This is a genomic window from Marinovum algicola (assembly GCF_900109145.1).
In the GTDB taxonomy this organism is placed as follows: domain Bacteria; phylum Pseudomonadota; class Alphaproteobacteria; order Rhodobacterales; family Rhodobacteraceae; genus Marinovum; species Marinovum algicola.
In genome coordinates this window covers 1-21335 of the sequence record NZ_FNYY01000010.1, presented here as the reverse complement: position 1 = coordinate 21335, position 21335 = coordinate 1, and the positions used below count along the sequence as shown (strand labels likewise).

Below are 21335 nucleotides of genomic sequence, written 5' to 3'. Positions count from 1 at the left end.
GGGTGGGTCTCATGGACGCAATCATTCTTCAAATACTCAACGGTCTCGACAAGGGCTCGGCCTATGCGCTGATCGCTCTGGGGCTGACACTGATCTTCGGCACCCTGGGGGTGGTGAACTTTGCCCATGGTGCGCTGTTCATGATCGGCGCCTTCTGTGCCGTCACCCTGAGCCGGATTCTGACCCTCAGCCGCACCACCATCGACGAGACGCAGACCGACTTCCTCGGCAATCCGCTCAAGGTCGAGGTGCCTTATGCGCATGACTTCTTTGGCCCGGTGGTGGGCGACGCGCTGATCGACTGGGCGGTGCCGCTTGCGATCCTGTTCTCGATCCCGGTGATGCTGCTGGTGGGCTTCGTGATGGAGCGCGGGCTGATCAAGCATTTCTACAAGCGCCCCCATGCCGACCAGATCCTCGTCACCTTCGGCCTGGCCATCGTCTTGCAGGAGGTCATCAAGTATTTCTACGGCGCCAATCCGATCCCGACCCCGGCCCCCGATGTCTTTCGCGGCTCGTTCGATTTCGGCGCGATGGTGGGCTTCGAGGCCAACCAGATCATCTATCCCTACTGGCGGCTGGTCTATTTCGCCTTTGCGGCGCTGATCATCGGCGCGGTCTTTGCCTTCTTGCAGTTCACCACCTTCGGCATGGTGGTGCGCGCCGGCATGGCCGACCGCGAGACTGTGGGCCTTCTGGGCATCGACATCGACCGCCGCTTCACCATCATGTTCGGCATCGCCGCCGCCGTCGCCGGGCTTGCGGGGGTGATGTACGCCCCGATCAACTCGCCCAACTATCACATGGGCATGGATTTTCTGGTTCTGAGTTTCGTGGTCGTCGTGGTCGGCGGCATGGGCTCGCTGCCCGGCGCCGTGCTGGCCGGCTTCCTGCTCGGCATCCTCGAGAGCTTTGCCTCGATGTCGGCGGTGATCGACCTCATTCCCGGCATCAACCAGGTCATCATCTACCTGGTCGCCATCACCATTCTGCTCACTCGTCCGCGCGGCCTCATGGGTCGCAAGGGCGTGATGGAGGACTGACCCCATGTTCGGATTAGACAAGACCGACACCAAGCTCCTGCTGATCGTGGCGGTGCTCTGCCTGTTCGCGCCCTTCATCCTCAACCCGTTTCCCACCAGCAGCGGGCTGGCGCAGTTCAACGCCGGCTACCCGGACCTGATGCAGCGCTTCGTGATCTTCGGCATCTTCGCCGTCGGCTTCAACATCCTGTTCGGGCTGACCGGCTACCTCTCCTTCGGCCATGCCGCCTTTCTGGGCGTCGGCAGCTATTCGGCGGTCTGGATGTTCAAGTTGCTGAGCATGAACGTGATCCCCGCGATCCTGCTCAGCGTGCTGCTCTCCGGCGTTTTCGCGCTGATCATCGGCTATGTCTCGCTGCGCCGCTCGGGGATCTACTTCTCGATCCTGACGCTGGCTTTCGCGCAGATGTCCTTTGCCCTGGCTTATTCGGTGTTCACCCCGATCACCGGCGGCGAGACCGGCTTGCAGCTGGCGCTCGACGATCCGCGCATTCTCGGCATCAGCCAGACCGCCGGCGGCAACATCCCGGTGCCCGCCCTCTTCGGGCTGGAGATGCGCGCGTCCTGGGATCTGGTCCTGGGTGACTGGCAGTTCACCTTCAACGCCGGCTACTACCTCTGCGCGCTGATCCTGCTTGCCGCCTTCTACATGGCGATCCGCATCTTCCGCTCGCCTTTCGGCATGATGCTGCGGGCGGTGAAATCGAACCAGCAGCGGATGAACTACACCGGACTGAACACCAAGCCCTATACCCTCGCGGCCTTTGTGATCTCGGGCATGTATGCCGGGCTGGCCGGCGGGCTGATGGCCTCGATGGACCCGCTGGCCGGCGCCGAGCGGATGCAATGGACCGCCTCCGGCGAGGTGGTGCTGATGACCATCCTCGGCGGCGCCGGCACCCTGATCGGGCCGGTGCTGGGCGCGGGCTTCATCAAGTATTTCGAGAACATCTTCTCGAAACTCAACGACAATGTGCTGCACGGCTGGTTCGCCTTCATGCCCGACGGGCTGGAAAACCTGATGGTCACAATTGTGCATCCCTTTGTCGGCAAGGGCTGGCACCTGACGCTGGGCATTCTCTTCATGCTGGTGGTGATCTTCCTGCCCGGCGGGTTGGTCGAGGGCGGTCAGCGGGTCGGGCGGCTGTTCCGCCGCCGCGACATCAAGTCGACCGGCCCCGAGGCCGAGGCCGCCCAGCAACGCAACGCCGCGGAATAAGGAGCGCGACCCATGGGTATTCTTGAAGTCAAAGACGTGGGCAAGCGGTTCGGTGGATTGCAGGCGCTGGGCGACGTCAATCTCAGCGTGCAGGAGAACTCCTGCCACGCCATCATCGGCCCCAATGGCGCCGGCAAGTCCACCCTGCTCAACTGCCTGATCGGCAAGCTGATCCCCGACACCGGATCGGTGCTCTTCGACGGCCAGTCGGTGCTGGGGCGCACGCCCTACGAGATCTGCCAGATGGGGATTTCCCGGGTGTTCCAGACGCCCGAGATCTTCGGCGACCTCTCGGTGCTGGAAAACATGATGATCCCGATCTTCGCCAAGCGCGATGGCGCCTTCGAACTCAACGCCTTTTCCAGTGTCTTCGCCCAGCGGGACGTGCTGGAACAGGCCGAGCACATGCTGGCCGAGATGAACCTGGCCGACAAGCGGCATATGCACGCCGCCGCGATGTCGCGCGGCGACAAGCGGCGGCTCGAGATTGCCATGTGCCTCAGCCAGAACCCGCGCCTGCTGCTGCTCGACGAGCCGACGGCCGGCATGGCGCGGGCCGACACCAACAACACCATCGACCTGCTCAAGCAGATCAAGGACGAGCGCGACATCACCATCGCCATCATCGAGCACGACATGCATGTCGTGTTCTCGCTCGCCGACCGGATCACCGTGCTGGCCCAGGGCAGACCGCTGGTCGAGGACACGCCGGACAAGATCAAGGGCCACCCCAAGGTGCGCGAAGCCTATCTGGGCGAAAGCGCCTGACACGAGATCACCGCGCCCCGGACCTGCTCTGGGGCCTCCACCGCCATGAGGTCCCGGGGCGAGCCCGGGACGGGGAGCGCAAGATGAACATCAAACCGGACTTCAGCAAGAACGCCAACATGGCCGAAACCGCCCCGGCCTTTCTCTCGGTCTGGGACATGCACGCCTATTACGGCGAGAGCTACATCGTGCAGGGCGTGAGCTTCAACGTCCACGAAGGCGAGATCCTGGCGCTTCTGGGCCGCAACGGCGCCGGCAAGACCTCGACCCTGCGCTCGATCGCGCGGATCGGCTCGCCGCTGGTCACCCAGGGCGAAATCTGGCTCGATCACCAGCCGCTGCACAAGATGGCGAGCCACGAGGCGGCGTGCAGCGGCCTCGGCCTGGTGCCCGAGGATCGCCGCATCATCCCCGGGCTGACGGTCGAGGAGAACCTCGAACTGGCGCAGATCGCGCCGCCGGTGGGCTGGTCGCTCGAGCGGCTCTATGACCTCTTTCCGCGGCTCGGCGAACGTCGCAAGCAAGAGGGCGTGACCCTCTCGGGCGGCGAGCAGCAGATGCTGGCCATCGCCCGGGCGCTGGCGCGCGACATCAAGGTGCTGCTGCTGGACGAGCCTTACGAGGGCCTGGCCCCGGTGATCGTCGACGAGATCGAAAAGACCCTGATGCACATCAAGAGCCAGGGCATGACAACCATCCTGGTGGAACAGAACGCGGTGCGTGCGCTCGAACTGGCCGACCGCGCGGTGATCCTCGATACCGGCGGCATCGTGTTCGACGGTACCGCTGCCGAAGTGCTGGAAAACGACGAATTGCGCGCCGAATACTTGGCGATCTGACTCTTTTCGGGAGTTGGTAACGATTGCACCCCGCGCAGGCGGTCCCCGGCTGCGCGGGTTTTTGTCTCGGATCGGTCAATCGCGTTTTAGACAAATGGCCGGGGTCTGACGCGGCACTGTTAAGCGGCTGTTAAGGCCTCTTCATCATTCTTTAGACAGTCATAAGGATCTGTCACCAATAGCCACCCCGGAGCTGAGAATGATGTTCACTGCCGCTCTGCCCCTCACGGCACCGCAAACCACCGGACATCCCGCCGCCCTGCCCCAGGAACTCGGGCGGCAGACCGGCGACACGCGTATCGCCGCCAGCCAACCCGGGGGCGCGGCCGGCTCTGCCCGAAGCGATCATTCCGCCGGCGACAGCCCCCGGCACAACGCCCGCAACCGGGAACAGGCCTCGGCGCCGCCAACCATCCTTCAGCTCAAGATCAACACCCTGCTCGAAGAGCAACAGCAGCGCGCGCAGGAGACCGCCGCCGATCACGCCGCCCCGGACGGCGCGCCGGCGGCCGCACATGACATGGCGCAGGCCCCCGGCGGGCGTGACGGCCCTGCCCCGCACGCCGCCGCGCCACACGCCGTCGAACCGCCGTCAACCACCCCGCCCGGGCCGGAAGACAGTGCACCGGCGCCCAGCCCGGCCAGCACGCTCTACGCCGCCGCCGCCGGCCCCGAGGCGCCCGAACCCGGGCTGAGCAAAGCGATCTGACCGCGCCCGCGGCCCGCCTGTGCCGGCCCGGGGCGAGAGCTGCGTCGAAATTCTCGCGAGTCCCCCTGTTTTTCCCCCACAAACCGCGTTATCGGCAGTTCACACACATGCCGATGGCCGGTTTGATCGCTTTTCACAGCCGTTTCGCTGGCCTATAAGCAACCTCGGGACGAGATGGCAAAAGACCGGCCCGCGGGGCAAAACAACGGGTGGAAACGAGAATGACGAAGAATACGCATGACGCCGATGTGACCTTTATCGAAGCCCTCGCAAAGCTTCTGCATGACAACGACCTGACGGAATTGCAGGTCAAGCGCGAATACGGCGAGGACGACAGCCTGAACGTGCGGGTAAGCCGCGCCGCGCCGGCTGCGGCCCCGATCCAGGTAGCCGCACCGGCACCTGCCGCCGCAGCGCCCGCCGCGAGCCCGGCACCTGCCGCCGCTGCCGAAGCCGACACCAGCGATCCGGCCAACCACCCCGGCGCCGTCGCCTCGCCCATGGTCGGCACCGTCTACATGCAGGCCGAACCGGGCGCGCCCAGCTTCATCAGCGTCGGCGACAGCGTCTCCGAGGGCGATACGCTGCTCATCGTCGAGGCGATGAAGACCATGAACCACATCCCCGCCCCCCGCTCGGGCAAGGTCACCCGCATCCTGGTCGGCGATGGCGACCCGGTGGAGTTCGGCTCGCCGCTCGTGATCCTCGAGTAAGGGGCCACAGATGTTCGATAAAATCCTGATTGCCAACCGTGGCGAGATTGCCCTGCGGGTGATCCGCGCCTGCCGTGAAATGGGTATCGCCAGCGTTGCGGTGCATTCCACCGCCGATGCCGACGCGATGCATGTGCGCATGGCCGACGAATCGATCTGCATCGGCCCGCCGCCCTCGCCGCAGAGCTACCTGTCGATCCCCTCGATCATTGCCGCCTGCGAAGTGACCGGCGCCCAGGCGATTCACCCGGGCTACGGCTTCCTGTCGGAAAACGCCAATTTCGTGCAGGTGATCGAGGATCACGGGCTGACCTTCATCGGCCCCACCGCCGAGCACATCCGCATCATGGGCGACAAGATCACCGCCAAGGACACCATGATCAAGCTCGGGGTGCCTTGCGTTCCCGGCTCCGAAGGCGGTGTGCCCGATCTGGCCACGGCCAAGAAACTGGGCCAGGAAATGGGCTATCCGGTGATCATCAAGGCCACCGCCGGCGGCGGCGGCAAGGGCATGAAGGTGGCCAATTCCGACAAGGAGATGGAAAAGGCTTTCATGACCGCGCGCGCCGAGGGCAAGGCCAACTTCGGCAACGACGAAGTCTATATCGAGAAATACCTGCAAAAGCCGCGCCATATCGAGATCCAGGTCTTTGGCGACGGCAAGGGCACCGCGGTGCACCTGGCCGAGCGCGACTGTTCGCTCCAGCGCCGTCACCAGAAGGTGTTTGAAGAGGCGCCCGGCCCGTCGATCACACCCGAGGAACGCGCCCGCATCGGCAAGATCTGTGCCGAGGCGATGGCCAATATCAACTATATCGGCGCCGGCACCATCGAGTTTCTCTACGAAGATGGCGAGTTCTATTTCATCGAGATGAACACCCGGCTTCAGGTCGAACACCCGGTCACCGAAGGCATTTTCGGCGTCGATCTGGTGCGCGAGCAAATTCGCGTCGCCGAGGGTCTGCCGATGTCCTTCACCCAGGACGAGCTGGAAATCAACGGCCATGCCATCGAGGTGCGGATCAACGCCGAGAAGCTGCCCAACTTCTCGCCCTGCCCCGGGCGCATCACCCAATACCACGCCCCCGGCGGGCTTGGCGTGCGGATGGATTCGGCGCTTTACGACGGCTATTCCATCCCGCCCTATTACGACAGCCTGATCGGCAAGCTGATCGTGCACGGCCGTGACCGGAAAGAGGCGCTGGCGCGTCTGCACCGCGCGCTGGGAGAGCTGATCGTCGATGGTGTCGATACCACGATCCCGCTGTTCCACGAGCTGCTGCAAGAGCCGGCGATCCTGTCCGGCGATTACAACATCCACTGGCTCGAAAAGTGGCTCGCCCGCAACCTGGGCTGACCGCATGAGTGATCCGGCCCATGCGCTGGACCCGGACCTGGTGCTTCAGGCCTATGCGGCCGGCATCTTTCCGATGGCCGAGCGGCGCGACGACCCGGAGGTTTTCTGGGTCGATCCGCGCCGCCGCGGCATCCTGCCGATCGACGGCTTTCACCTGTCGCGGTCGCTGGCCCGCCGGCTGCGTCGCACGCCGCACGACATGCGCATCAACACCGCTTTCGGCGAGGTAATGCGCGCCTGTGGCGAGCGCGACGAGACCTGGATCAACCCGCCGATCTTCGATGTTTTCCAGACGCTGCACGCCCATGGCTATGCCCATTCGCTGGAGATCTGGCAGGAGGATGCGCTGATCGGCGGCGTCTACGGGCTGGCCATTGGCGGGCTGTTCTGTGGCGAGTCGATGTTTTCGCGCCGCACCGATGGTTCGAAAATGGCGCTGGCCTATCTGATCGACCGCTTGCGGCAGGGTGGTTTCACCCTGTTCGACACCCAGTTCCTGACCGATCACCTTGCCTCACTTGGCGCGATCGAAGTGCCCCGGGCCACCTATCACGGGCTGTTGCGCGCCGCCACGGCGCGCGAGGCTTCGTTTCTGGCGCCGCCCCTCGCGCGCGCCGATCAGGTCTTGCAGCGCATGACCCAGACGTCGTAACGCGCGTGATCGAGCGCGTTGAGCGCCGGCGACGAGGCGATCATCCAGCCCGAGAACACCGGCTGATCGGCGCCCTTTTCCCAGATGTTGAGAAAGGCGAAGGCATCACCAGACGGGTCGCCCTCGGGATAGCGGCATTCGCTCATGTCGATGCGCAGATTTCCAAACTCTGTCGCGCCACCATTGGCCAGCTCGAGATCGGTAGTTTCGCCCGACACCTTGTCGAGGCCGCGCAGAACAGCCCCGTCTCCGCGCGCGGCGGGCTCTTGCGCCGCCAGCGGGAACGCGGCCAGGCACAGGGCGGCCAGAACCGGATGTTTCATCAGCTCTCTTCCCCGCCGGAGACGAATTTCAACAGCAGCGAGATCAGGCTCACCGCGCCTTGGGTGTCTTCCATTTCCTGGCCCGGCTCGTAATAGAACGGCGATCCGCCCGGCACGATTTCCACGAAATTGCCGCCCAAAAGCCCCTCCTGCGCGATCACCACCGCGCTGTCATCGGGGATCTGGATGCCGTTGGCGACGGAAAAGACTGTGTCGGCGCGAAACGTTTCGGCGTTGAGCGCGACGTCGGTGACGGTGCCGATCTTGACCCCGGCCAGCCGCACATCGGTGCCCACCTGCACCCCTTCGAGCGAGCGAAAGCTCGCATGAAGCGGATAGCCCTGGCTGCCCTGGGCCAGCCCGGCGGCCTGACCGGCATAGATCAGAAAGCCCAGCGCCACCGCCAGAACGGCGCCACCGACGAGAACTTCGGTTTTGTTTTCAGACATGTGCGCGACCTTATTCGGGGGTCCAGGCCTCATAGTCCTGCCGCGGGGCAGGCTCTGCCCGGCGCAAAGATCCGGCTGGCGCATAGGCCAGCGGCGTGCCTGTCAGGTTTTCCTGGTGCGGCTTTTCCCAGGCCTTGTGCGGCAGCGGGCGTTTGTTCGGCGGCTCTTTCATCGTGTGGTGCAGCCAGCCGTGCCATTCCGGGTTCACCCGGCTGGCCTCGGCCTCACCGTTGAACATCACCCAGCGGCGCTTGCCATCACGGGTCTCGAAATAGACATTCCCCTGATCGTCGTCACCTACCTGCACGCCGTTGCGACGGGTGTAGAGCTGGGTGTTCAGCGTCGAACCGTTCCACCATGTCACGGCGCGCAGAAGCGTGTTCAGGATACCCATGGAAGCCTCCGATTTGCTTGTGATCGGTATGGATCAAGCGGCGGCAAAGATCCAGCCGCAATGCCCGCCGGTCCGTCGCGCCGGGTTGGGCGAAGGCCGGGCTGACGCCCGGCCCACGAGATCAGTCACCCGGCGGTGGCGGGGGTTTTCTCGGCATCGGCATAGATCATCAGCGGTGCGGCGTCGGATGTGACCGCCTCTTCGTTGACGACAACCTCGTCGACGTTTTCCATCCCCGGCAGGTCGAACATCGTGTCGAGCAGGATATCCTCGAGGATCGAGCGCAGGCCACGGGCGCCGGTCTTGCGTTCGATGGCGCGCTTGGAAATCGCGGTCAGCGCCTCATCGGTAAAGGACAGCGTGGTATCCTCCAGCTCGAACAGCCGCTGGTATTGTTTGACCAGCGCGTTCTTGGGCTTGGTCAGGATCGTCACCAGCGCGTCTTCGTCGAGATCCTCGAGCGTGGCCAGAACCGGCAGACGGCCGACGAATTCCGGGATCAGGCCGAATTTCAGCAGATCCTCGGGCTCGAGATCCTTGAACACCTCGCCAACGCCACGGTCGTCATTGTCGCGCACATCGGCGCCAAAGCCCATCGCCGAGCCCTTGCCCCGCTGGGCGATGATCTTGTCGAGCCCGGCAAAGGCCCCGCCGCAGATGAACAGGATGTTGGTGGTGTCGACTTGCAGGAACTCCTGCTGCGGATGCTTGCGCCCGCCCTGCGGCGGCACCGAGGCGACGGTGCCTTCCATCAGCTTGAGCAGCGCCTGCTGCACACCCTCGCCCGAGACGTCGCGGGTGATCGAGGGGTTTTCCGACTTGCGGGTGATCTTGTCGACCTCGTCGATATAGACGATGCCGCGCTGCGCCCGCTCGACATTGTATTCCGAGGATTGCAGCAGCTTGAGGATGATGTTTTCCACATCCTCACCCACGTAACCGGCCTCGGTCAGCGTGGTGGCGTCGGCCATGGTGAACGGCACGTCGAGGATGCGCGCCAGCGTCTGTGCCAGCAGCGTCTTGCCGCAGCCGGTGGGGCCGATCAGCAGGATGTTGGATTTCTGAAGCTCGATATCTCCGGATTTCGCCGCGTGATTGAGCCGCTTGTAGTGGTTGTGCACCGCGACAGAAAGCACCCGCTTGGCCACTGCCTGACCGATCACGTAGTCATCGAGCACCTGACAGATCTCTTTCGGCGTGGGCACCCCGTCCGAACTCTTGAGCCCGGCCGATTTGGTTTCCTCGCGAATGATGTCCATACAGAGCTCGACGCATTCATCGCAGATGAACACCGTCGGTCCGGCAATCAGCTTGCGCACCTCGTGCTGGCTCTTGCCGCAGAAGCTGCAATAGAGGGTGTTCTTGCTGTCACCGCCGGTTGTCGTCGCCATGTCTTACCTTTCGGAGCCGTCTTGTGCTCTTGTGACGCTGCGCTCACCACCGCCACAGGCTTTCACCCAGCTTAGGACAGGCGGCAAGGGGTCACAATTGCAAAATGTCCCCTGCCGCCCCTTGCTTAGTCTTCGTCGCCCGCCTTGGCGCGATTTTCGACGATCTCGTCGATCAGGCCCCAGTCCTTTGCGTCCTCGGGAGACATGAAGTTATCGCGTTCCAGCGCGGCTTCCACCTTTTTCAGGGTCTGGCCGGTGTGCTTCACGTAGATTTCATTCAGCCGCTTCTTCAGCTTAAGCGTTTCCTCGGCGTGGATCATGATGTCCGTCGCCTGCCCCTGATAGCCGCCCGAGGGCTGGTGCACCATGATGCGGCTGTTGGGCAGCGAGAAGCGCATGCCCTTTTCGCCGGCGGTCAGCAGCAGCGAGCCCATCGAGGCCGCCTGGCCGATCACCAGGGTCGAAACCTTGGGTTTGATGTATTGCATCGTGTCATAGATCGAAAGACCGCTGGTCACCACGCCGCCGGGGCTGTTGATGTACATCGAGATGTCTTTCGAGGGGTTCTCGGCCTCGAGGTGCAGAAGCTGGGCCACGATCAGCGACGACATGCCGTCATGCACCGGGCCGGAGACAAAGATGATCCGCTCCTTCAGCAGGCGCGAAAAGATGTCGTAGGCGCGTTCGCCGCGGCTCGTCTGTTCGACGACCATCGGGACGAGCGTATTCATGTAGGTGTCTAACGGGTCGTGCATCGCAGCCTGCCTCTTGTGCTCTGGGGGTTTCTACCCCGCCGGAATTACCAGAGTCTTAGTCATGGGCTTGGGGGGCTGCAAGGGGCGGCGGGGAAAAGGATGCCGCGGCCCCGGGCTCAGGCGCAGGCCAGGGTGCGGTCGTCCTTGTCGGACGGGGCGGCGCGGCCAAAGCGGCTTTCGCCGTAGTCACCGACATAGACCACCGGAAGATCGGGAAAGCGGTTTTCGATATCGGCGCGGATCTGCTCGCCGTCGATGCCGCCGAACTGCCCCTCGTCGATCAGCACCACCGAGGGCAGCCGGGTGATGTCGAGAAATTCCAGCGCCTCCTGCTCGGTGCCCACCCGGCGCACATGCCGGTCCTGGCCATCGAGATAGCCAAGAACGTCGCGGTGCCGCCAGGCGCTGTTGGCCACCAGCAGGATATCGACCGGGGCGCTGCCCTCCCCGGCCGGCGTGGCCTGGTCGTCTTCGGCGGGCGCGACCGGCAGCGCGACGACGACGGTGGTGCCCGCCCCCGGTGCGCTGTTGATCAGCAGGCCGCCGCCGATCTGCTGGCAGACGCCATTGACCGAGGCCAGCCCGAGGCCGCTGCCCTTGCCCACCTCCTTGGTGGTGAAATAGGGCTGCACCGCCCTGCGCACCGTCGCCTCATCCATCCCCAAGCCGGTGTCCGTGACCTCGATGACCACATGTTCGCCGGGGGTCAGGCCGGCGTTGAAATTGAAGGTCGCGGCAAAGCCGTTGGTGATGACCCGCTGCGAGATCGTGACATGAAGATCGCCGCCCGAAGGCATGGCGTCGCGCGCGTTGACCAGAAGGTTGAGCAGCGCCCGCTCGAGCGTGGAATCGTCGATCCCGACCCGGCCCAGGGTGGCGGGCTGCGCGGTCAGGGTCACACCGATGTTGATCGGCGCCACCCGCTTGAACAGCTCGACGACCTGCTCGGCGATGGTGACGACATCGCCGTCGCCCTTGTGCAGCCGGGTCTGGCGGCCGGAGTCCAGCAGCTGATTGGTCAGCCCGGCAGCGCGGTCGGCGGCGCTGATCGCCTCGCGCAGGTAGGTGCCGGATTTCGAGGGATCGATTTCCATCAGTTCAAGGTTGCCGCGCAAGGCCGTGAGAGCATTGTTGAAATCATGCGCCACCCCGGCGACGATCTGGCCCAGGATGCGCAGGTTCTCATCCCGGGCGTTGTTGATCTCGATGTTTTGCAAAGCCCGGTCCGAGGCGCTCTCGAGCGCCGTGATCCGTTTTTTCTCGGCCTCCAGCCGGTCGATCAGAAAGCCGACGATCAGCGCCGAGGCCACCAGCAAGGCGATCATCGCGCTGCACAGGAAGACCAGGCGGAAATCCGGGGTGATCCAGTCACGCAGGGTCATGAACCGCGTCAGCTCGCCGATCACCAGCACCCCGAGGATCGACAGGATCAGCGAGGCCCGCAGGATCACGCTCTGCCGGCGCGGGCCGAACAGGCCGCGAAAATGCGGGCTGTCGCGGTGCGACAATACCAGCGAGAGGTTCAGCAGGAAGACGCCCGCCGCGGTGGAGAGCGACATTTCCTTGAAGCCCAGCACATCGCGCACCGAGGCCGAAGACAAGCCATGTGCCATCAGTGCCGTGCCCGACACCAAGGCACAGAGCGCACTGGCGGTGATGGCGACCGCACGCGCGCCGCGGACCGGCACCGCCAGCGCCACGATCGCGATGCCGAGGCACAGCAGACAGAAGCCCGTGGCCATTGCCATGCCGTCGCCGGGGGCGGGCACGATGCGCTCGCCCGCGGCCAGCCCGCGGCGCATCACCGGCTCGATGAAATAGGCCCCGACCACCGCCGCCAGCGCCAGGGTGGCCAGCGCCGCCACCGCCGGCGGCCATCGGTTGATCGTGGCCAGCGTTCCGATGCCGGCAAAGACCAGCGCCAACGCGGTTTCCGGCACCATCGCCGGAAGATCGGCACGCAGCCGCACCAGCCCCTCGTACCCCAGCCCCCAGCCCAGCCCGAGCACCAGCAGCGCCCAGGCCAGCGGCAGCACCGCAAGAAGGTTCGTCCAGTCCGGCATGTCACGGCGCCGGCGGGTCAGATCACGGGTCATCGACAGGCTCCGCCCAATCGAGAAGAACACATTCTTCAGCGACGATAGCCCGACATCCTTGCCGATGGGTTAATTTTGCAGATTTCGCCGATTTGGCGCGGCTTTGGTGTCGCCGGTCAGCCCCAGTCGCGCAGTCGCGCCACATAGCGCGCCAGCGTGTCGATCTCGAGGTTGACCCGGTCGCCGACCTGCGCCCGCCCCCAGGTCGTCACCTCCTGGGTATGCGGAATGACGTTGATGCCGAACGTGCAATCCGCCACCTCATTGACCGTCAGCGAGGTGCCGTTGAGCGCCACCGAGCCCTTGGAGGCGATGTATTTCGCCAGCGCCTCCGGCGCCCGCAGGGTCAGCCGCGTCGAATCCCCCTCGTCGGTCATCGCCATGATCTCGGCCACGCCGTCGACATGGCCCGAAACGATATGGCCGCCCAGCTCGTCCCCGACCTTGAGCGACCGTTCGAGATTGATCGTGCGCCCCTCGGCCCAGAGACCGAGATTGGTCCGCGACACCGTCTCGGCACTGATGTCCACGTCGAACCAGTCCGGCCCCAGCGCCACCGCCGTCAGGCAGACGCCGTCACAGGCGATGGAAGCGCCGATCTCGATCGTCGCGGTGTCATATCCGGTGGTGATCCGTGCCCGCAGGTCGCCGCGCTTCTCAAGCGCCGCAATCCGGCCCATGTCGGTGATGATCCCGGTAAACATCGTTTTCCCTCGCCGCTGCTGGCGCTTTCGGCCATATTTTCGTCCAGATGGCTTGCTACACAGCCGCCATCCGCAACCGTATGAGGGAAATCCGCCTGATGGGCAACGCCGCCGGAGAGAAAAGGGTCTTCCTGTTCCTACAGGGTCCGCACGGCCCGTTCTTTCACCGTCTGGGACGGATGCTGCGGCTCACCGGGGCGCAGGTCTGGCGGGTGGGGTTCAACGCCGGCGACCGGGCATTCTGGTTTCACCCCAAGAGCTTCATCCCCTACACCGGCACCCCCGAAGGCTGGCCCGAGGCCTTTGCCGGGATGATCGCCGAACGGCAGGTCACCGACATCGTGCTGTATGGCGACACCCGCACCATCCACGCCGAGGCGATCCGGATCGCCCGCGATCTGGGGCTCACCGTGCATGTCTTCGAAGAGGGCTACATGCGGCCCTATTGGGTGACCTATGAGCGCGGCGGAGCGAACGGCCATTCGCGTCTGATGGAGATGCCGGTCGACGAGATGCAGAAGGCGCTGCAACTGTCGGACATGGAGGCGCCGCTGCCGCCGGGCCACTGGGGCGACACCCGGCAACATGTGTTCTATGGCGCGCTTTACCACTGGTTCGTTATGTTCCGAAACGGCGATTACCGCAATTTCCGCGCCCATCGCGACCTGCCGGTGACAATGGAATTCGCGCTGTATCTCAAGCGGCTGCTGCTGATGCCGTTGCACGCGCTGGAGCGCCGCGCCGCGACCTTCGGCATCCGGCACGGCGGCTATCCCTATCACCTCTGCCTGCTGCAACTCGAGCATGACAGCTCCTTCCTCGAACATTCGCCGTTCAAGCGGATGACCGAGTTTCTCGAACTGGTGGTCGAAGGCTTTGCCCAGGGCGCGCCGGGCCATCATCACCTTGTCTTCAAGGCGCATCCGCTGGAAAACGGCCGCACCAACATCCGCCGCGAGCTTCGGCGGCTGGCGCAGAAATACGGTGTCAGGGGCCGGGTGCATTATGTCCGCGGCGGCAAGCTTGCGCCGCTGCTGAACGATGCCCGCAGCGCGGTGACGGTGAATTCCACCGCCGGTCAGCAGGTGCTCTGGCGCGGCATTCCGCTCCGGGTCTTCGGCCGCGCGGTCTATGCCAAACCCGAATTCGTCTCGATGCAGCCGCTCAAGGAATTCTTTGCCGCGCCCGAGCGGCCCGACAACCGCGCCTACAAGGATTACCGCCGCTACCTGCTGGAAACCAGCCAGGTGCCGGGCGGTTTCTACTCGGCCAAGGGCCGCCGCCAGTTGCTGCGGCTGGTGGTCGACATGATGCTCTCACCGGAAGATCCCTATGACGGGTTCAATTCCGGCACCGCGGCCCCACGGCAACAGTTGCGGCTCGTGACCTGATATCCACAGGTGCGGCCTCTGGCGTTTTGATACGGATTCCCGTAGCCTGCGGCAAAAAGCTGAGGCAGCATAACGACAAGGTCGAGGAGACCGAGCAGTGAAAAACCATCAGACAGGATGGGCCCGTTCCGTGGCCCTGCTTCTTGCCGTATCGCTTGCGGCGTCTTGCGGATTGCCGCGCTCCGGCCCGAACAAGCGTGAAATCTTTGCCGGATCGGTGCAGCGCCAGGGCGATGCCTTCATCGTCAGCGTCAACGATCGCGTGACCCGCGCCACCGGTGTGGTGCCCGCACTGGGCTTTTCCGAGACCTTCAAATCCGCCGGCGTGATCGGCTCTGACGTCATCCGCCCCGGCGATACGCTGGGACTGACGATCTGGGAAAACGTCGATGACGGGCTTCTGGCGGGCGAAACCTCCTCCTCCACCCTGCTCGAGACGGTACAGGTCGATGGCGCGGGCTTTATCTTTGTGCCCTATGCCGGGCGCATCAAGGCCGCCGGCAACACCACCGAAGCCGTCCGCCGCATCATCACCCGCAAGCTCGAAGAACAGACCCCCGATCCGCAGGTCGAAATCCGCCGCGAGGCCGGTGACGGCGCCACCGTCTCGGTGGTCGGGGCGGTGGGCGCCCAGGGCGTCTATGCGATCGAGCGGCCGACCCGCACGCTGTCGTCGATGATGGCCCGTGCCGGGGGCGTGACCATCGAGCCCGAAATCGCCCAGATCACCGTCACCCGTGGCGGTCAGACCGGCAAGATCTGGTTCGAGGATCTCTATGCCCATCCGCGCATGGACATCGCCCTGCGTGGCGGCGACAAGATCCTGATCGAGGAAGACACCCGCGCCTTTGTCGCCCTCGGCGCCACCGGCGCGCAATCGCGCGTGCCCTTCGAGACACAGACCCTCTCGGCGGTCGAGGCCATCGCCCAGGTCGGCGGGCTGCTGTCGACCTCGGCCGATCCGACCGGCGTCTTTGTCCTGCGCAACGAGGCCGAGGTGATCGCCGAGAACGTGCTGGGCCGCGACGATCTGCAAGGCCCGCAGCGCATGGTCTATGTGCTCGATCTGACCGAGCCCAACGGGCTGTTCCTGGCGCGCGATTTCATCGTCCGCGACGACGACCTGCTCTATGTCACCGAAGCGCCGCTGTCGCAGTGGAACAAGACCATCGCCGCCCTCACCGGCAGCCTTGGCGCGATCACCACGCTGTCCTCGACGGCGACCTCGGTGAACGCATTGGCCTCCGGCGATCTGACCGGCGGCTGACCAAGTGAGCACAGCCGATGACGACAACCGCGCCGGGGCCGCAGGGCCCCGGCGTCTTTATGTCTACAACGGCGGTTTCCTGACCCAGCCCCGACTGCGCCGCATCCTCACGTTGGCCGGCTACGACATCCGCATCGGCCTGCCCGGCCCCGACGACCTGGTGGCGGTCTGGGGCCAGAGCCCGACGGCCCATCGCGGCGAAGCCGTTGCCGCCCGTCGCGGCGCCGGCCTTGTCCGCATCGAGGATGCCTTTCTGCGCTCGCTCCACCCCGGCCGTGCCGGCGGCGAGCCGCCGCTGGGGCTGATGATCGACCATGCCGGAGTGCATTTCGACGCCGCCAGGATCAGCGATCTCGAACGGCTGCTGACCGAGGCGCCGCTCGACGATGCCGCGCTGATGACCCGCGCCGGCGACGCCATTGCCCGGATCCGGGCCGCACATCTGACGAAATACAGCGGTTTCGACGCCATGACCCCGGCACCGGCGCCCGGCTATGTGCTGGTGATCGACCAGACCCGCGGCGATGCCTCGGTCACCGCCTCGGGCGCGGCGCGGGCGCAGTTTCAGGAGATGCTGGTCTTTGCCCAGGAGGAACACCCCGGCACGCCGGTCGTCATCAAGACCCACCCCGAGACCGCCCGCGGCCTGCGCCCCGGCCATTTCACCGAGGCCGACGCCAACGACCGCATCACCCTGCTGAGCGAGCCGGTCAGCCCCTGGCGGCTGTTCGAGGGCGCTGTCGGGGTCTATACCCTGTCGTCGCAGATGGGCTTCGAGGCGATTTTCGCCGGCCACAAGCCCCGCGTCTTCGGCCAGCCCTTCTATGCCGGCTGGGGGCTGACCACGGATGAGACCCCGGTGCCCCGGCGCGAACGCCGACTGACCCGGCATCAACTCTTTGCCGCCGCGATGATCCTCTATCCGCGGTGGTATGATCCGTTCACCGACCGACTCTGCGGCATCGAGACCGCGCTCGACGCCTTCGAGGCCCGCACCCGCGCCTGGCGCGAGGATCATCGCGGCTGGGTCGCCTCGGGCATGCGGCTGTGGAAGCGCCGGCCGTTGCAGAAGGTGTTCGGCCGCGAGCGCCCCATGGTCTTCGAAGCGGACCCCGCCAAGGCGCGCAGCCGCGCCGAGACCGAAGGCCGCCGCCGCATGGCCTGGGCCGGCAAGGCGGGGGACGGGGATGCGGTGGTGCGGGTCGAGGACGGGTTCCTGCGCTCGCGCGGGCTGGGCGCGAATTTGGTGCCGCCGCTCTCGCTGGTCGCCGACGATCTGGGCATCTACTACGATCCGCGCCGAGAGAGCCGGCTGGAGCGGCTGATCGCCGAAAGCGAGGGCCTGCGCCCCGACGAGCTGCACCGCGCTTACGGGCTGCGACGCGACATCCTCAAGGCCCGGCTGAGCAAATACAACCTGGCAGGCGCCACACCTGCCCTGCCCGAAGGCCATCGCATTCTGGTGCCCGGGCAGGTCGAGGACGACGCCTCGATCCTCACCGGCTGCGCCGGGATCAACACCAACCGCGGGCTGCTCGAGGCGGCGCGCGCGGCCAACCCGCAGGCGGTGATCCTGTACAAGCCGCACCCGGATGTCGAGGCCGGCCTGCGCCGGGGGGCCGTGCCCGAGGCGCGGGATCTGGCCGATCTGGCGCTCGATCACGCCGACCCGGTGACGCTGCTCGATCAGGTGCAGGAGGTCTGGACACTGACCTCGCTGCTGGGCTTCGAGGCGCTGCTGCGCGAGGTGCCGGTGACCACGCTGGGCGCGCCCTTCTATGCCGGCTGGGGGCTGACCCGCGATCACGGCGCGGTGCCCGCCCGGCGCCGGGCGCGGGTGTCGCTCGATGCACTGGTGCATGCCACGCTGATTGCCTATCCGCGCTATCACGATCCGGTCACCGGCCTGCCCTGCCCGCCCGAGGTGGTGGTACAGCGGCTCGCCGGCGGCGCCTTGCCCGGGCCCGGCCCGGCCAATCGGCTGCTGGCGAAACTCCAGGGGCTCTTTGCCAGTCAGGCGCATCTCTGGCGGCGCTGAAACAGCCCTCAGACCCTGCGCCAGACCGACATTACATCCGCCCCCACCGGGCGCACTTCGGCCAGGGCCAGCCGCGGCGCCTCGGCCAGCCGTTCCACCCCCAGCGCGCCGATGGCCGGCTGGCCCTCGGCACCCAGCGCCATGCCGGCGGTGAAACAGATCAGCTCGTCCACCAGCCCGGCCGCCAGCAGCGAGGCGGCCAGTTGCCCGCCGCCCTCGCAGAACACCCGCGTCAGCCCGGCGGCGCCCAGCCCGTGCAAGGCATCGCGCATGTCGACCTGGCGACCGGCCAGCCGACAGGATACCAGCCGTGCCCCCAGCCCCTCCCAGGCCTCGCAGAGCCCCGGATCGGCGTCGGGGCCGTGGCAGAGCCAGACCGGCACATCGCCGGCGGTCTGGGCCAATTGCCCGGTCAGCGGCAGATCGAGCTTGCGCGAGACCACGATGCGCAGCGGCTGATGCCGGATGCCCAGGCCGCGCACTGTAAGCGCCGGGTCATCCGCCCGCGCCGTGCCGCCGCCCACCATCACCGCGTCATGCCGCGCGCGCAGCGCATGCACCTCGCGGCGCGCGCCGGGCCCGGTGATCCACTGGCTTTCGCCGGTGGCAGTGGCAATGCGGCCATCGAGCGTGGTGGCAAGCTTCAGCGTCACGAAGGGCCGGCCCGCCCCGGTCTTGAGGAAAAAGCCCGCGTGATCGCGCGCCGCCTCCTGCGCCAGCACGCCGGTCTCGACCGCGATGCCGGCGGCGCGCAGCATGGCGAGACCCCGGCCCGCGACCCGCGGGTCGTCATCCTCGACCGCCACCACCACCCGGGCCACGCCGGCGGCAATCAGCGCCTCGGCGCAGGGCGGTGTCTGGCCGTGATGGGCGCAAGGCTCCAGCGTGACATAGGCGGTGGCGCTCCGCGCCGCCGCCCCGGCCCGGGCCAGGGCCTGCGTCTCGGCATGCGGCCGCCCGCCCGGCTGGGTCCAGCCGCGCCCGACAACCCGGCCATCGCGGACAATCACGCAGCCCACCGCCGGATTGGGCCAGCAGCGGCCCTGGCCGCGGCGGCCCAGCACCAGCGCATGCGCCATGTGGCGCCGATCCTCGTCTCTCATGCCGCGGGCCTTTCGCCTCACCCTTCTTTCGGGGCGTCCGGGCGAAGCTCGCTGACGAATTTGTCGAAATCGTCGGCGGCCTGAAAGTTCTTGTAAACGCTGGCAAAGCGCACATAGGCAACGGTGTCGATCCGGGCCAGGCTCTCCATCACGATCTCGCCGATCTGCTTCGAGGGGATGTCGGTCTCGCCCATGCTTTCGAGCCGCCGCACGATGCCGGAGATCATCTGATCCATGCGCTCGGGTTCGACCGGGCGTTTCTGCAAGGCGATTCGGATCGAGCGCTCGAGCTTGTCGCGGTCGAAATCCTCACGCCGTCCGTTTGTCTTGATCACCACCAGATCGCGCAGCTGCACCCGTTCATAGGTGGTGAAGCGCCCGCCACAGGCCGGGCAAAAGCGCCGCCGCCTGATCGAGACATGGTCCTCTGCGGGCCGTGAATCCTTGACCTGAGTGTCGATATTTCCGCAAAACGGACAGCGCATTGGCCGTTCCCCTTTTCCTCTAATCCGCCTCTTATGGGTCTCCTTGCCCACTTATCCACAAAGTATAGGAGAGCCGCCCGCATTTGGGTAGAGCGAAAATCGCACAACAATATTGTGTGGCGCATGGGTCAAGGGGAATTTTGTCTTGGATTACCCGGTCTCTGCCTCGGCGCGCCAATTGTAGCGTGAATGTAGCGTGAAACCGATATTTGCAGAGTTTGAAAGCAATATTTGCAGCAGACGGTTTCTCGAATTCACCCTGTGACGCGCCGCTCTCGGAACGACGGCATAACCGGAACGTCAATGGACGAGTCGATTAGGTCGACAACGCTCTTGCCCCCCTTGATCGGCAACATCATCTCGCGCTGAGTGAGGTCTCTGGGCTTGCGGTATGCATCGAGCTTGGACTTCTTCCGACCGATCGCGGCGGCCGTCACCGTGTCGAGCATCGCAGGCACGTTGATCGTCGCGCCCGCGAACATCTCTGCCACGGTTATGATTTGAACTGCCGGAATTTGCCCGATAAATGTATCGATCTTGCCGAACTCACGAGCAGCATCGCGCATGCCCTTAGTCGGTTCATGAGCGCAGATCAGCACGCCGATGGCCTTATCGTCACGGGTCAGTCGGCGCTGGGTTTCCACGGTTCCACCGAGGTCCCGAACCATTCCAGGATTGAGGTTGCGCCCGCCTTTGACCGACACAATCCCGCGGCTGCGGTCATCGCTGGCCGTAAGGTAGTAGAAGCTTCCGTCAATCCCGCCATCGCCGCGGAACTTGCCAGAGTGCATCGCCCCGAGCGCAGTGACCGCCCACTCCTCGAACTTAAAGGGATGGTTCTCGGCCAGCCAGAGCGCGCCGTCTGCACTCTTGGGGATGCCGAAGACGTCGTATTTGATGCCCGGGAAATGGTGTTTTAAACGGTCTTGAACAACGTGCATGGACTGAACGGCAACATCGATTCCGATCCATTTTCGCCCGAGTTCCTGCGCTGCATGCAGCGTTGTCCCGCAGCCGCAGAAGGGATCCAGGACGACGTCTCCGGGTTTTGACGACAGCGAGATGATCCGTTCCAATAGCTTGAGGGGCTTTTGCGTCGGGTATCCCAACCTCTCCCGGGCTTGCGAATTTAGAGGTAGGATATCTGTCCAAACGTCGGGTAATGGTAACCCTTTCTGTTCGTCGAGATAGCGCTTGAATTGTGGAACTCTTCCCGGCGCAGACTGACTTATCAAACCGGCTTCCAATGCAGCCTGCATCCGGTGCTCGGTCCAGCGCCAAGTACGTGTCACACCCATAAACTCGTACTCTAGGGTCAGGACTCATAGCCAGTAAATGACGAGTGCGGCGAGAGCGATGGCTGACAGGAAGACCTTCGGGCACCGGTCGTATCGGGTCGCCACACGCCGCCAATCCTTCAGCCTGCCGAACATGATTTCGATCCGATTGCGGCGTCTGTAGCGGCGCTTGTCGTACTTGACGGTTTTCTTGCGCTGCTTGCGACCGGGGATGCAGGCGCGTATCCCTTTGTCTTTCAACGCTTCTCGGAACCAGTCGGCGTCATACCCTCGATCTCCGAGCAGCCATTCCACCTTTGGCAAACTGCTCACCAAGGCGCGGGCACCGATATAGTCGCTGA

General features: G+C 65.2%; 22 protein-coding genes. 11 read left to right on the top strand and 11 right to left on the bottom strand.

Translation table 11 applies throughout. The features are described 5' to 3' along the window. Positions 1 to 11: 11 nt before the first annotated feature. The 8 genes from BMW90_RS14225 (at position 12) to aat (ending at position 7300) form a co-directional block, all read left to right on the top strand. Positions 12 to 1043, top strand: a complete 1032-nt coding sequence (locus BMW90_RS14225) for a branched-chain amino acid ABC transporter permease (protein WP_048532353.1) — start codon at positions 12 to 14, stop codon at positions 1041 to 1043. Between the two features lie 4 nt (positions 1044 to 1047). Next, positions 1048 to 2262 (top strand): branched-chain amino acid ABC transporter permease, encoded by a 1215-nt coding sequence (locus BMW90_RS14220; RefSeq protein WP_048532354.1) that lies wholly within the window; start codon positions 1048 to 1050, stop codon positions 2260 to 2262. Between the two features lie 12 nt (positions 2263 to 2274). Then, the gene (locus BMW90_RS14215; protein WP_074837190.1) at positions 2275 to 3030 is read left to right on the top strand and encodes an ABC transporter ATP-binding protein; all 756 of its coding nucleotides are present in this window, start codon (positions 2275 to 2277) and stop codon (positions 3028 to 3030) included. A gap of 83 nt (positions 3031 to 3113) precedes the next feature. Next, the gene (locus BMW90_RS14210; RefSeq protein ID WP_048532356.1) at positions 3114 to 3869 is read left to right on the top strand and encodes an ABC transporter ATP-binding protein; all 756 of its coding nucleotides are present in this window, start codon (positions 3114 to 3116) and stop codon (positions 3867 to 3869) included. A gap of 199 nt (positions 3870 to 4068) precedes the next feature. Next, on the top strand, positions 4069 to 4578 hold the full coding sequence (locus BMW90_RS14205) for a hypothetical protein (RefSeq protein WP_074837189.1): 510 nt from the start codon (positions 4069 to 4071) through the stop codon (positions 4576 to 4578). Positions 4579 to 4799: 221 nt separating this feature from the next. Then, positions 4800 to 5291 (top strand): acetyl-CoA carboxylase biotin carboxyl carrier protein, encoded by a 492-nt coding sequence (gene accB / locus BMW90_RS14200; protein ID WP_048532358.1) that lies wholly within the window; start codon positions 4800 to 4802, stop codon positions 5289 to 5291. A 10-nt stretch (positions 5292 to 5301) separates the two neighbouring features. Then, positions 5302 to 6648 carry an acetyl-CoA carboxylase biotin carboxylase subunit gene (gene accC, locus BMW90_RS14195; protein WP_074837188.1) on the top strand — a complete coding sequence of 449 codons (1347 nt, stop codon included), beginning with the start codon at positions 5302 to 5304 and terminating at the stop codon, positions 6646 to 6648. Between the two features lie 4 nt (positions 6649 to 6652). Continuing rightward, positions 6653 to 7300, top strand: coding sequence for a leucyl/phenylalanyl-tRNA--protein transferase (gene aat, locus BMW90_RS14190; protein WP_048532360.1), 648 nt, complete (start codon positions 6653 to 6655; stop codon positions 7298 to 7300). Here aat and BMW90_RS14185 read toward each other — a convergent pair. From BMW90_RS14185 to BMW90_RS14155, 7 genes are all read right to left on the bottom strand, one after another. Then, the gene (locus BMW90_RS14185; protein ID WP_048532361.1) at positions 7267 to 7623 is read right to left on the bottom strand and encodes a DUF2155 domain-containing protein; all 357 of its coding nucleotides are present in this window, start codon (positions 7621 to 7623) and stop codon (positions 7267 to 7269) included. The genes aat and BMW90_RS14185 overlap by 34 nt on opposite strands. Continuing rightward, positions 7623 to 8072, bottom strand: coding sequence for an outer membrane lipid asymmetry maintenance protein MlaD (mlaD, locus tag BMW90_RS14180; RefSeq protein WP_048532362.1), 450 nt, complete (start codon positions 8070 to 8072; stop codon positions 7623 to 7625). The genes BMW90_RS14185 and mlaD overlap by 1 nt, the downstream gene beginning before the upstream one ends. Before the next feature lie 10 nt (positions 8073 to 8082). Beyond that, entirely contained in the window at positions 8083 to 8466 is a 384-nt protein-coding gene (locus tag BMW90_RS14175) for an NADH:ubiquinone oxidoreductase subunit NDUFA12 (protein ID WP_074837187.1), read from the bottom strand. A gap of 125 nt (positions 8467 to 8591) precedes the next feature. Next, complete coding sequence (gene clpX, locus BMW90_RS14170) at positions 8592 to 9857, bottom strand: ATP-dependent Clp protease ATP-binding subunit ClpX (RefSeq protein ID WP_048532364.1); 1266 nt, start codon at positions 9855 to 9857, stop codon at positions 8592 to 8594. Between the two features lie 125 nt (positions 9858 to 9982). Further along, positions 9983 to 10612: an ATP-dependent Clp protease proteolytic subunit gene (locus BMW90_RS14165; RefSeq protein WP_048532365.1), complete on the bottom strand. Its 630-nt coding sequence runs from the start codon at positions 10610 to 10612 to the stop codon at positions 9983 to 9985. Positions 10613 to 10728: 116 nt separating this feature from the next. Then, entirely contained in the window at positions 10729 to 12708 is a 1980-nt protein-coding gene (locus BMW90_RS27205; protein WP_139211386.1) for a sensor histidine kinase, read from the bottom strand. A gap of 116 nt (positions 12709 to 12824) precedes the next feature. Next, positions 12825 to 13412, bottom strand: coding sequence for a riboflavin synthase (locus BMW90_RS14155; protein WP_074837185.1), 588 nt, complete (start codon positions 13410 to 13412; stop codon positions 12825 to 12827). Positions 13413 to 13510: 98 nt separating this feature from the next. On the opposite strand from BMW90_RS14155, the gene BMW90_RS14150 reads away from it, so the two are divergent. The 3 genes from BMW90_RS14150 to BMW90_RS14140 all read left to right on the top strand — a co-directional run bounded on the left by BMW90_RS14150 (position 13511) and on the right by BMW90_RS14140 (position 18108). Then, the gene (locus BMW90_RS14150; RefSeq protein ID WP_074837184.1) at positions 13511 to 14803 is read left to right on the top strand and encodes a capsule biosynthesis protein; all 1293 of its coding nucleotides are present in this window, start codon (positions 13511 to 13513) and stop codon (positions 14801 to 14803) included. Between the two features lie 130 nt (positions 14804 to 14933). Next, on the top strand, positions 14934 to 16070 hold the full coding sequence (locus BMW90_RS14145; protein WP_456152286.1) for a polysaccharide biosynthesis/export family protein: 1137 nt from the start codon (positions 14934 to 14936) through the stop codon (positions 16068 to 16070). A 4-nt stretch (positions 16071 to 16074) separates the two neighbouring features. Further along, positions 16075 to 18108 carry a capsular polysaccharide biosynthesis protein gene (locus BMW90_RS14140; RefSeq protein WP_074837182.1) on the top strand — a complete coding sequence of 678 codons (2034 nt, stop codon included), beginning with the start codon at positions 16075 to 16077 and terminating at the stop codon, positions 18106 to 18108. An 8-nt stretch (positions 18109 to 18116) separates the two neighbouring features. Here BMW90_RS14140 and ribD read toward each other — a convergent pair whose 3' ends face one another. The 4 genes from ribD to BMW90_RS14120 form a co-directional block, all read right to left on the bottom strand. Next, entirely contained in the window at positions 18117 to 19211 is a 1095-nt protein-coding gene (gene ribD, locus BMW90_RS14135; RefSeq protein WP_244526516.1) for a bifunctional diaminohydroxyphosphoribosylaminopyrimidine deaminase/5-amino-6-(5-phosphoribosylamino)uracil reductase RibD, read from the bottom strand. A gap of 17 nt (positions 19212 to 19228) precedes the next feature. Then, positions 19229 to 19696, bottom strand: a complete 468-nt coding sequence (nrdR, locus tag BMW90_RS14130; RefSeq protein ID WP_048532372.1) for a transcriptional regulator NrdR — start codon at positions 19694 to 19696, stop codon at positions 19229 to 19231. A 254-nt stretch (positions 19697 to 19950) separates the two neighbouring features. Then, the gene (locus tag BMW90_RS27200; RefSeq protein WP_083416058.1) at positions 19951 to 20994 is read right to left on the bottom strand and encodes a DNA methyltransferase; all 1044 of its coding nucleotides are present in this window, start codon (positions 20992 to 20994) and stop codon (positions 19951 to 19953) included. Positions 20995 to 21018: 24 nt separating this feature from the next. Further along, positions 21019 to 21335, bottom strand: a 317-nt coding sequence (locus BMW90_RS14120) for an IS5/IS1182 family transposase (protein WP_074837180.1), incomplete at its 5' end; no start/stop codon positions are given.

Coding starts and splice junctions, on each gene's coding strand:
- BMW90_RS14225 (WP_048532353.1), top strand. CDS start 12: ATGGACGCAATCATTCTTCAAATACTCAACGGTCTCGACAAGGGCTCG.
- BMW90_RS14220 (WP_048532354.1), top strand. CDS start 1,048: ATGTTCGGATTAGACAAGACCGACACCAAGCTCCTGCTGATCGTGGCG.
- BMW90_RS14215 (WP_074837190.1), top strand. CDS start 2,275: ATGGGTATTCTTGAAGTCAAAGACGTGGGCAAGCGGTTCGGTGGATTG.
- BMW90_RS14210 (WP_048532356.1), top strand. CDS start 3,114: ATGAACATCAAACCGGACTTCAGCAAGAACGCCAACATGGCCGAAACC.
- BMW90_RS14205 (WP_074837189.1), top strand. CDS start 4,069: ATGATGTTCACTGCCGCTCTGCCCCTCACGGCACCGCAAACCACCGGA.
- accB (WP_048532358.1), top strand. CDS start 4,800: ATGACGAAGAATACGCATGACGCCGATGTGACCTTTATCGAAGCCCTC.
- accC (WP_074837188.1), top strand. CDS start 5,302: ATGTTCGATAAAATCCTGATTGCCAACCGTGGCGAGATTGCCCTGCGG.
- aat (WP_048532360.1), top strand. CDS start 6,653: ATGAGTGATCCGGCCCATGCGCTGGACCCGGACCTGGTGCTTCAGGCC.
- BMW90_RS14185 (WP_048532361.1), bottom strand. CDS start 7,623: ATGAAACATCCGGTTCTGGCCGCCCTGTGCCTGGCCGCGTTCCCGCTG.
- mlaD (WP_048532362.1), bottom strand. CDS start 8,072: ATGTCTGAAAACAAAACCGAAGTTCTCGTCGGTGGCGCCGTTCTGGCG.
- BMW90_RS14175 (WP_074837187.1), bottom strand. CDS start 8,466: ATGGGTATCCTGAACACGCTTCTGCGCGCCGTGACATGGTGGAACGGT.
- clpX (WP_048532364.1), bottom strand. CDS start 9,857: ATGGCGACGACAACCGGCGGTGACAGCAAGAACACCCTCTATTGCAGC.
- BMW90_RS14165 (WP_048532365.1), bottom strand. CDS start 10,612: ATGCACGACCCGTTAGACACCTACATGAATACGCTCGTCCCGATGGTC.
- BMW90_RS27205 (WP_139211386.1), bottom strand. CDS start 12,708: ATGACCCGTGATCTGACCCGCCGGCGCCGTGACATGCCGGACTGGACG.
- BMW90_RS14155 (WP_074837185.1), bottom strand. CDS start 13,412: ATGTTTACCGGGATCATCACCGACATGGGCCGGATTGCGGCGCTTGAG.
- BMW90_RS14150 (WP_074837184.1), top strand. CDS start 13,511: ATGGGCAACGCCGCCGGAGAGAAAAGGGTCTTCCTGTTCCTACAGGGT.
- ribD (WP_244526516.1), bottom strand. CDS start 19,211: ATGAGAGACGAGGATCGGCGCCACATGGCGCATGCGCTGGTGCTGGGC.
- nrdR (WP_048532372.1), bottom strand. CDS start 19,696: ATGCGCTGTCCGTTTTGCGGAAATATCGACACTCAGGTCAAGGATTCA.
- BMW90_RS27200 (WP_083416058.1), bottom strand. CDS start 20,994: ATGGGTGTGACACGTACTTGGCGCTGGACCGAGCACCGGATGCAGGCT.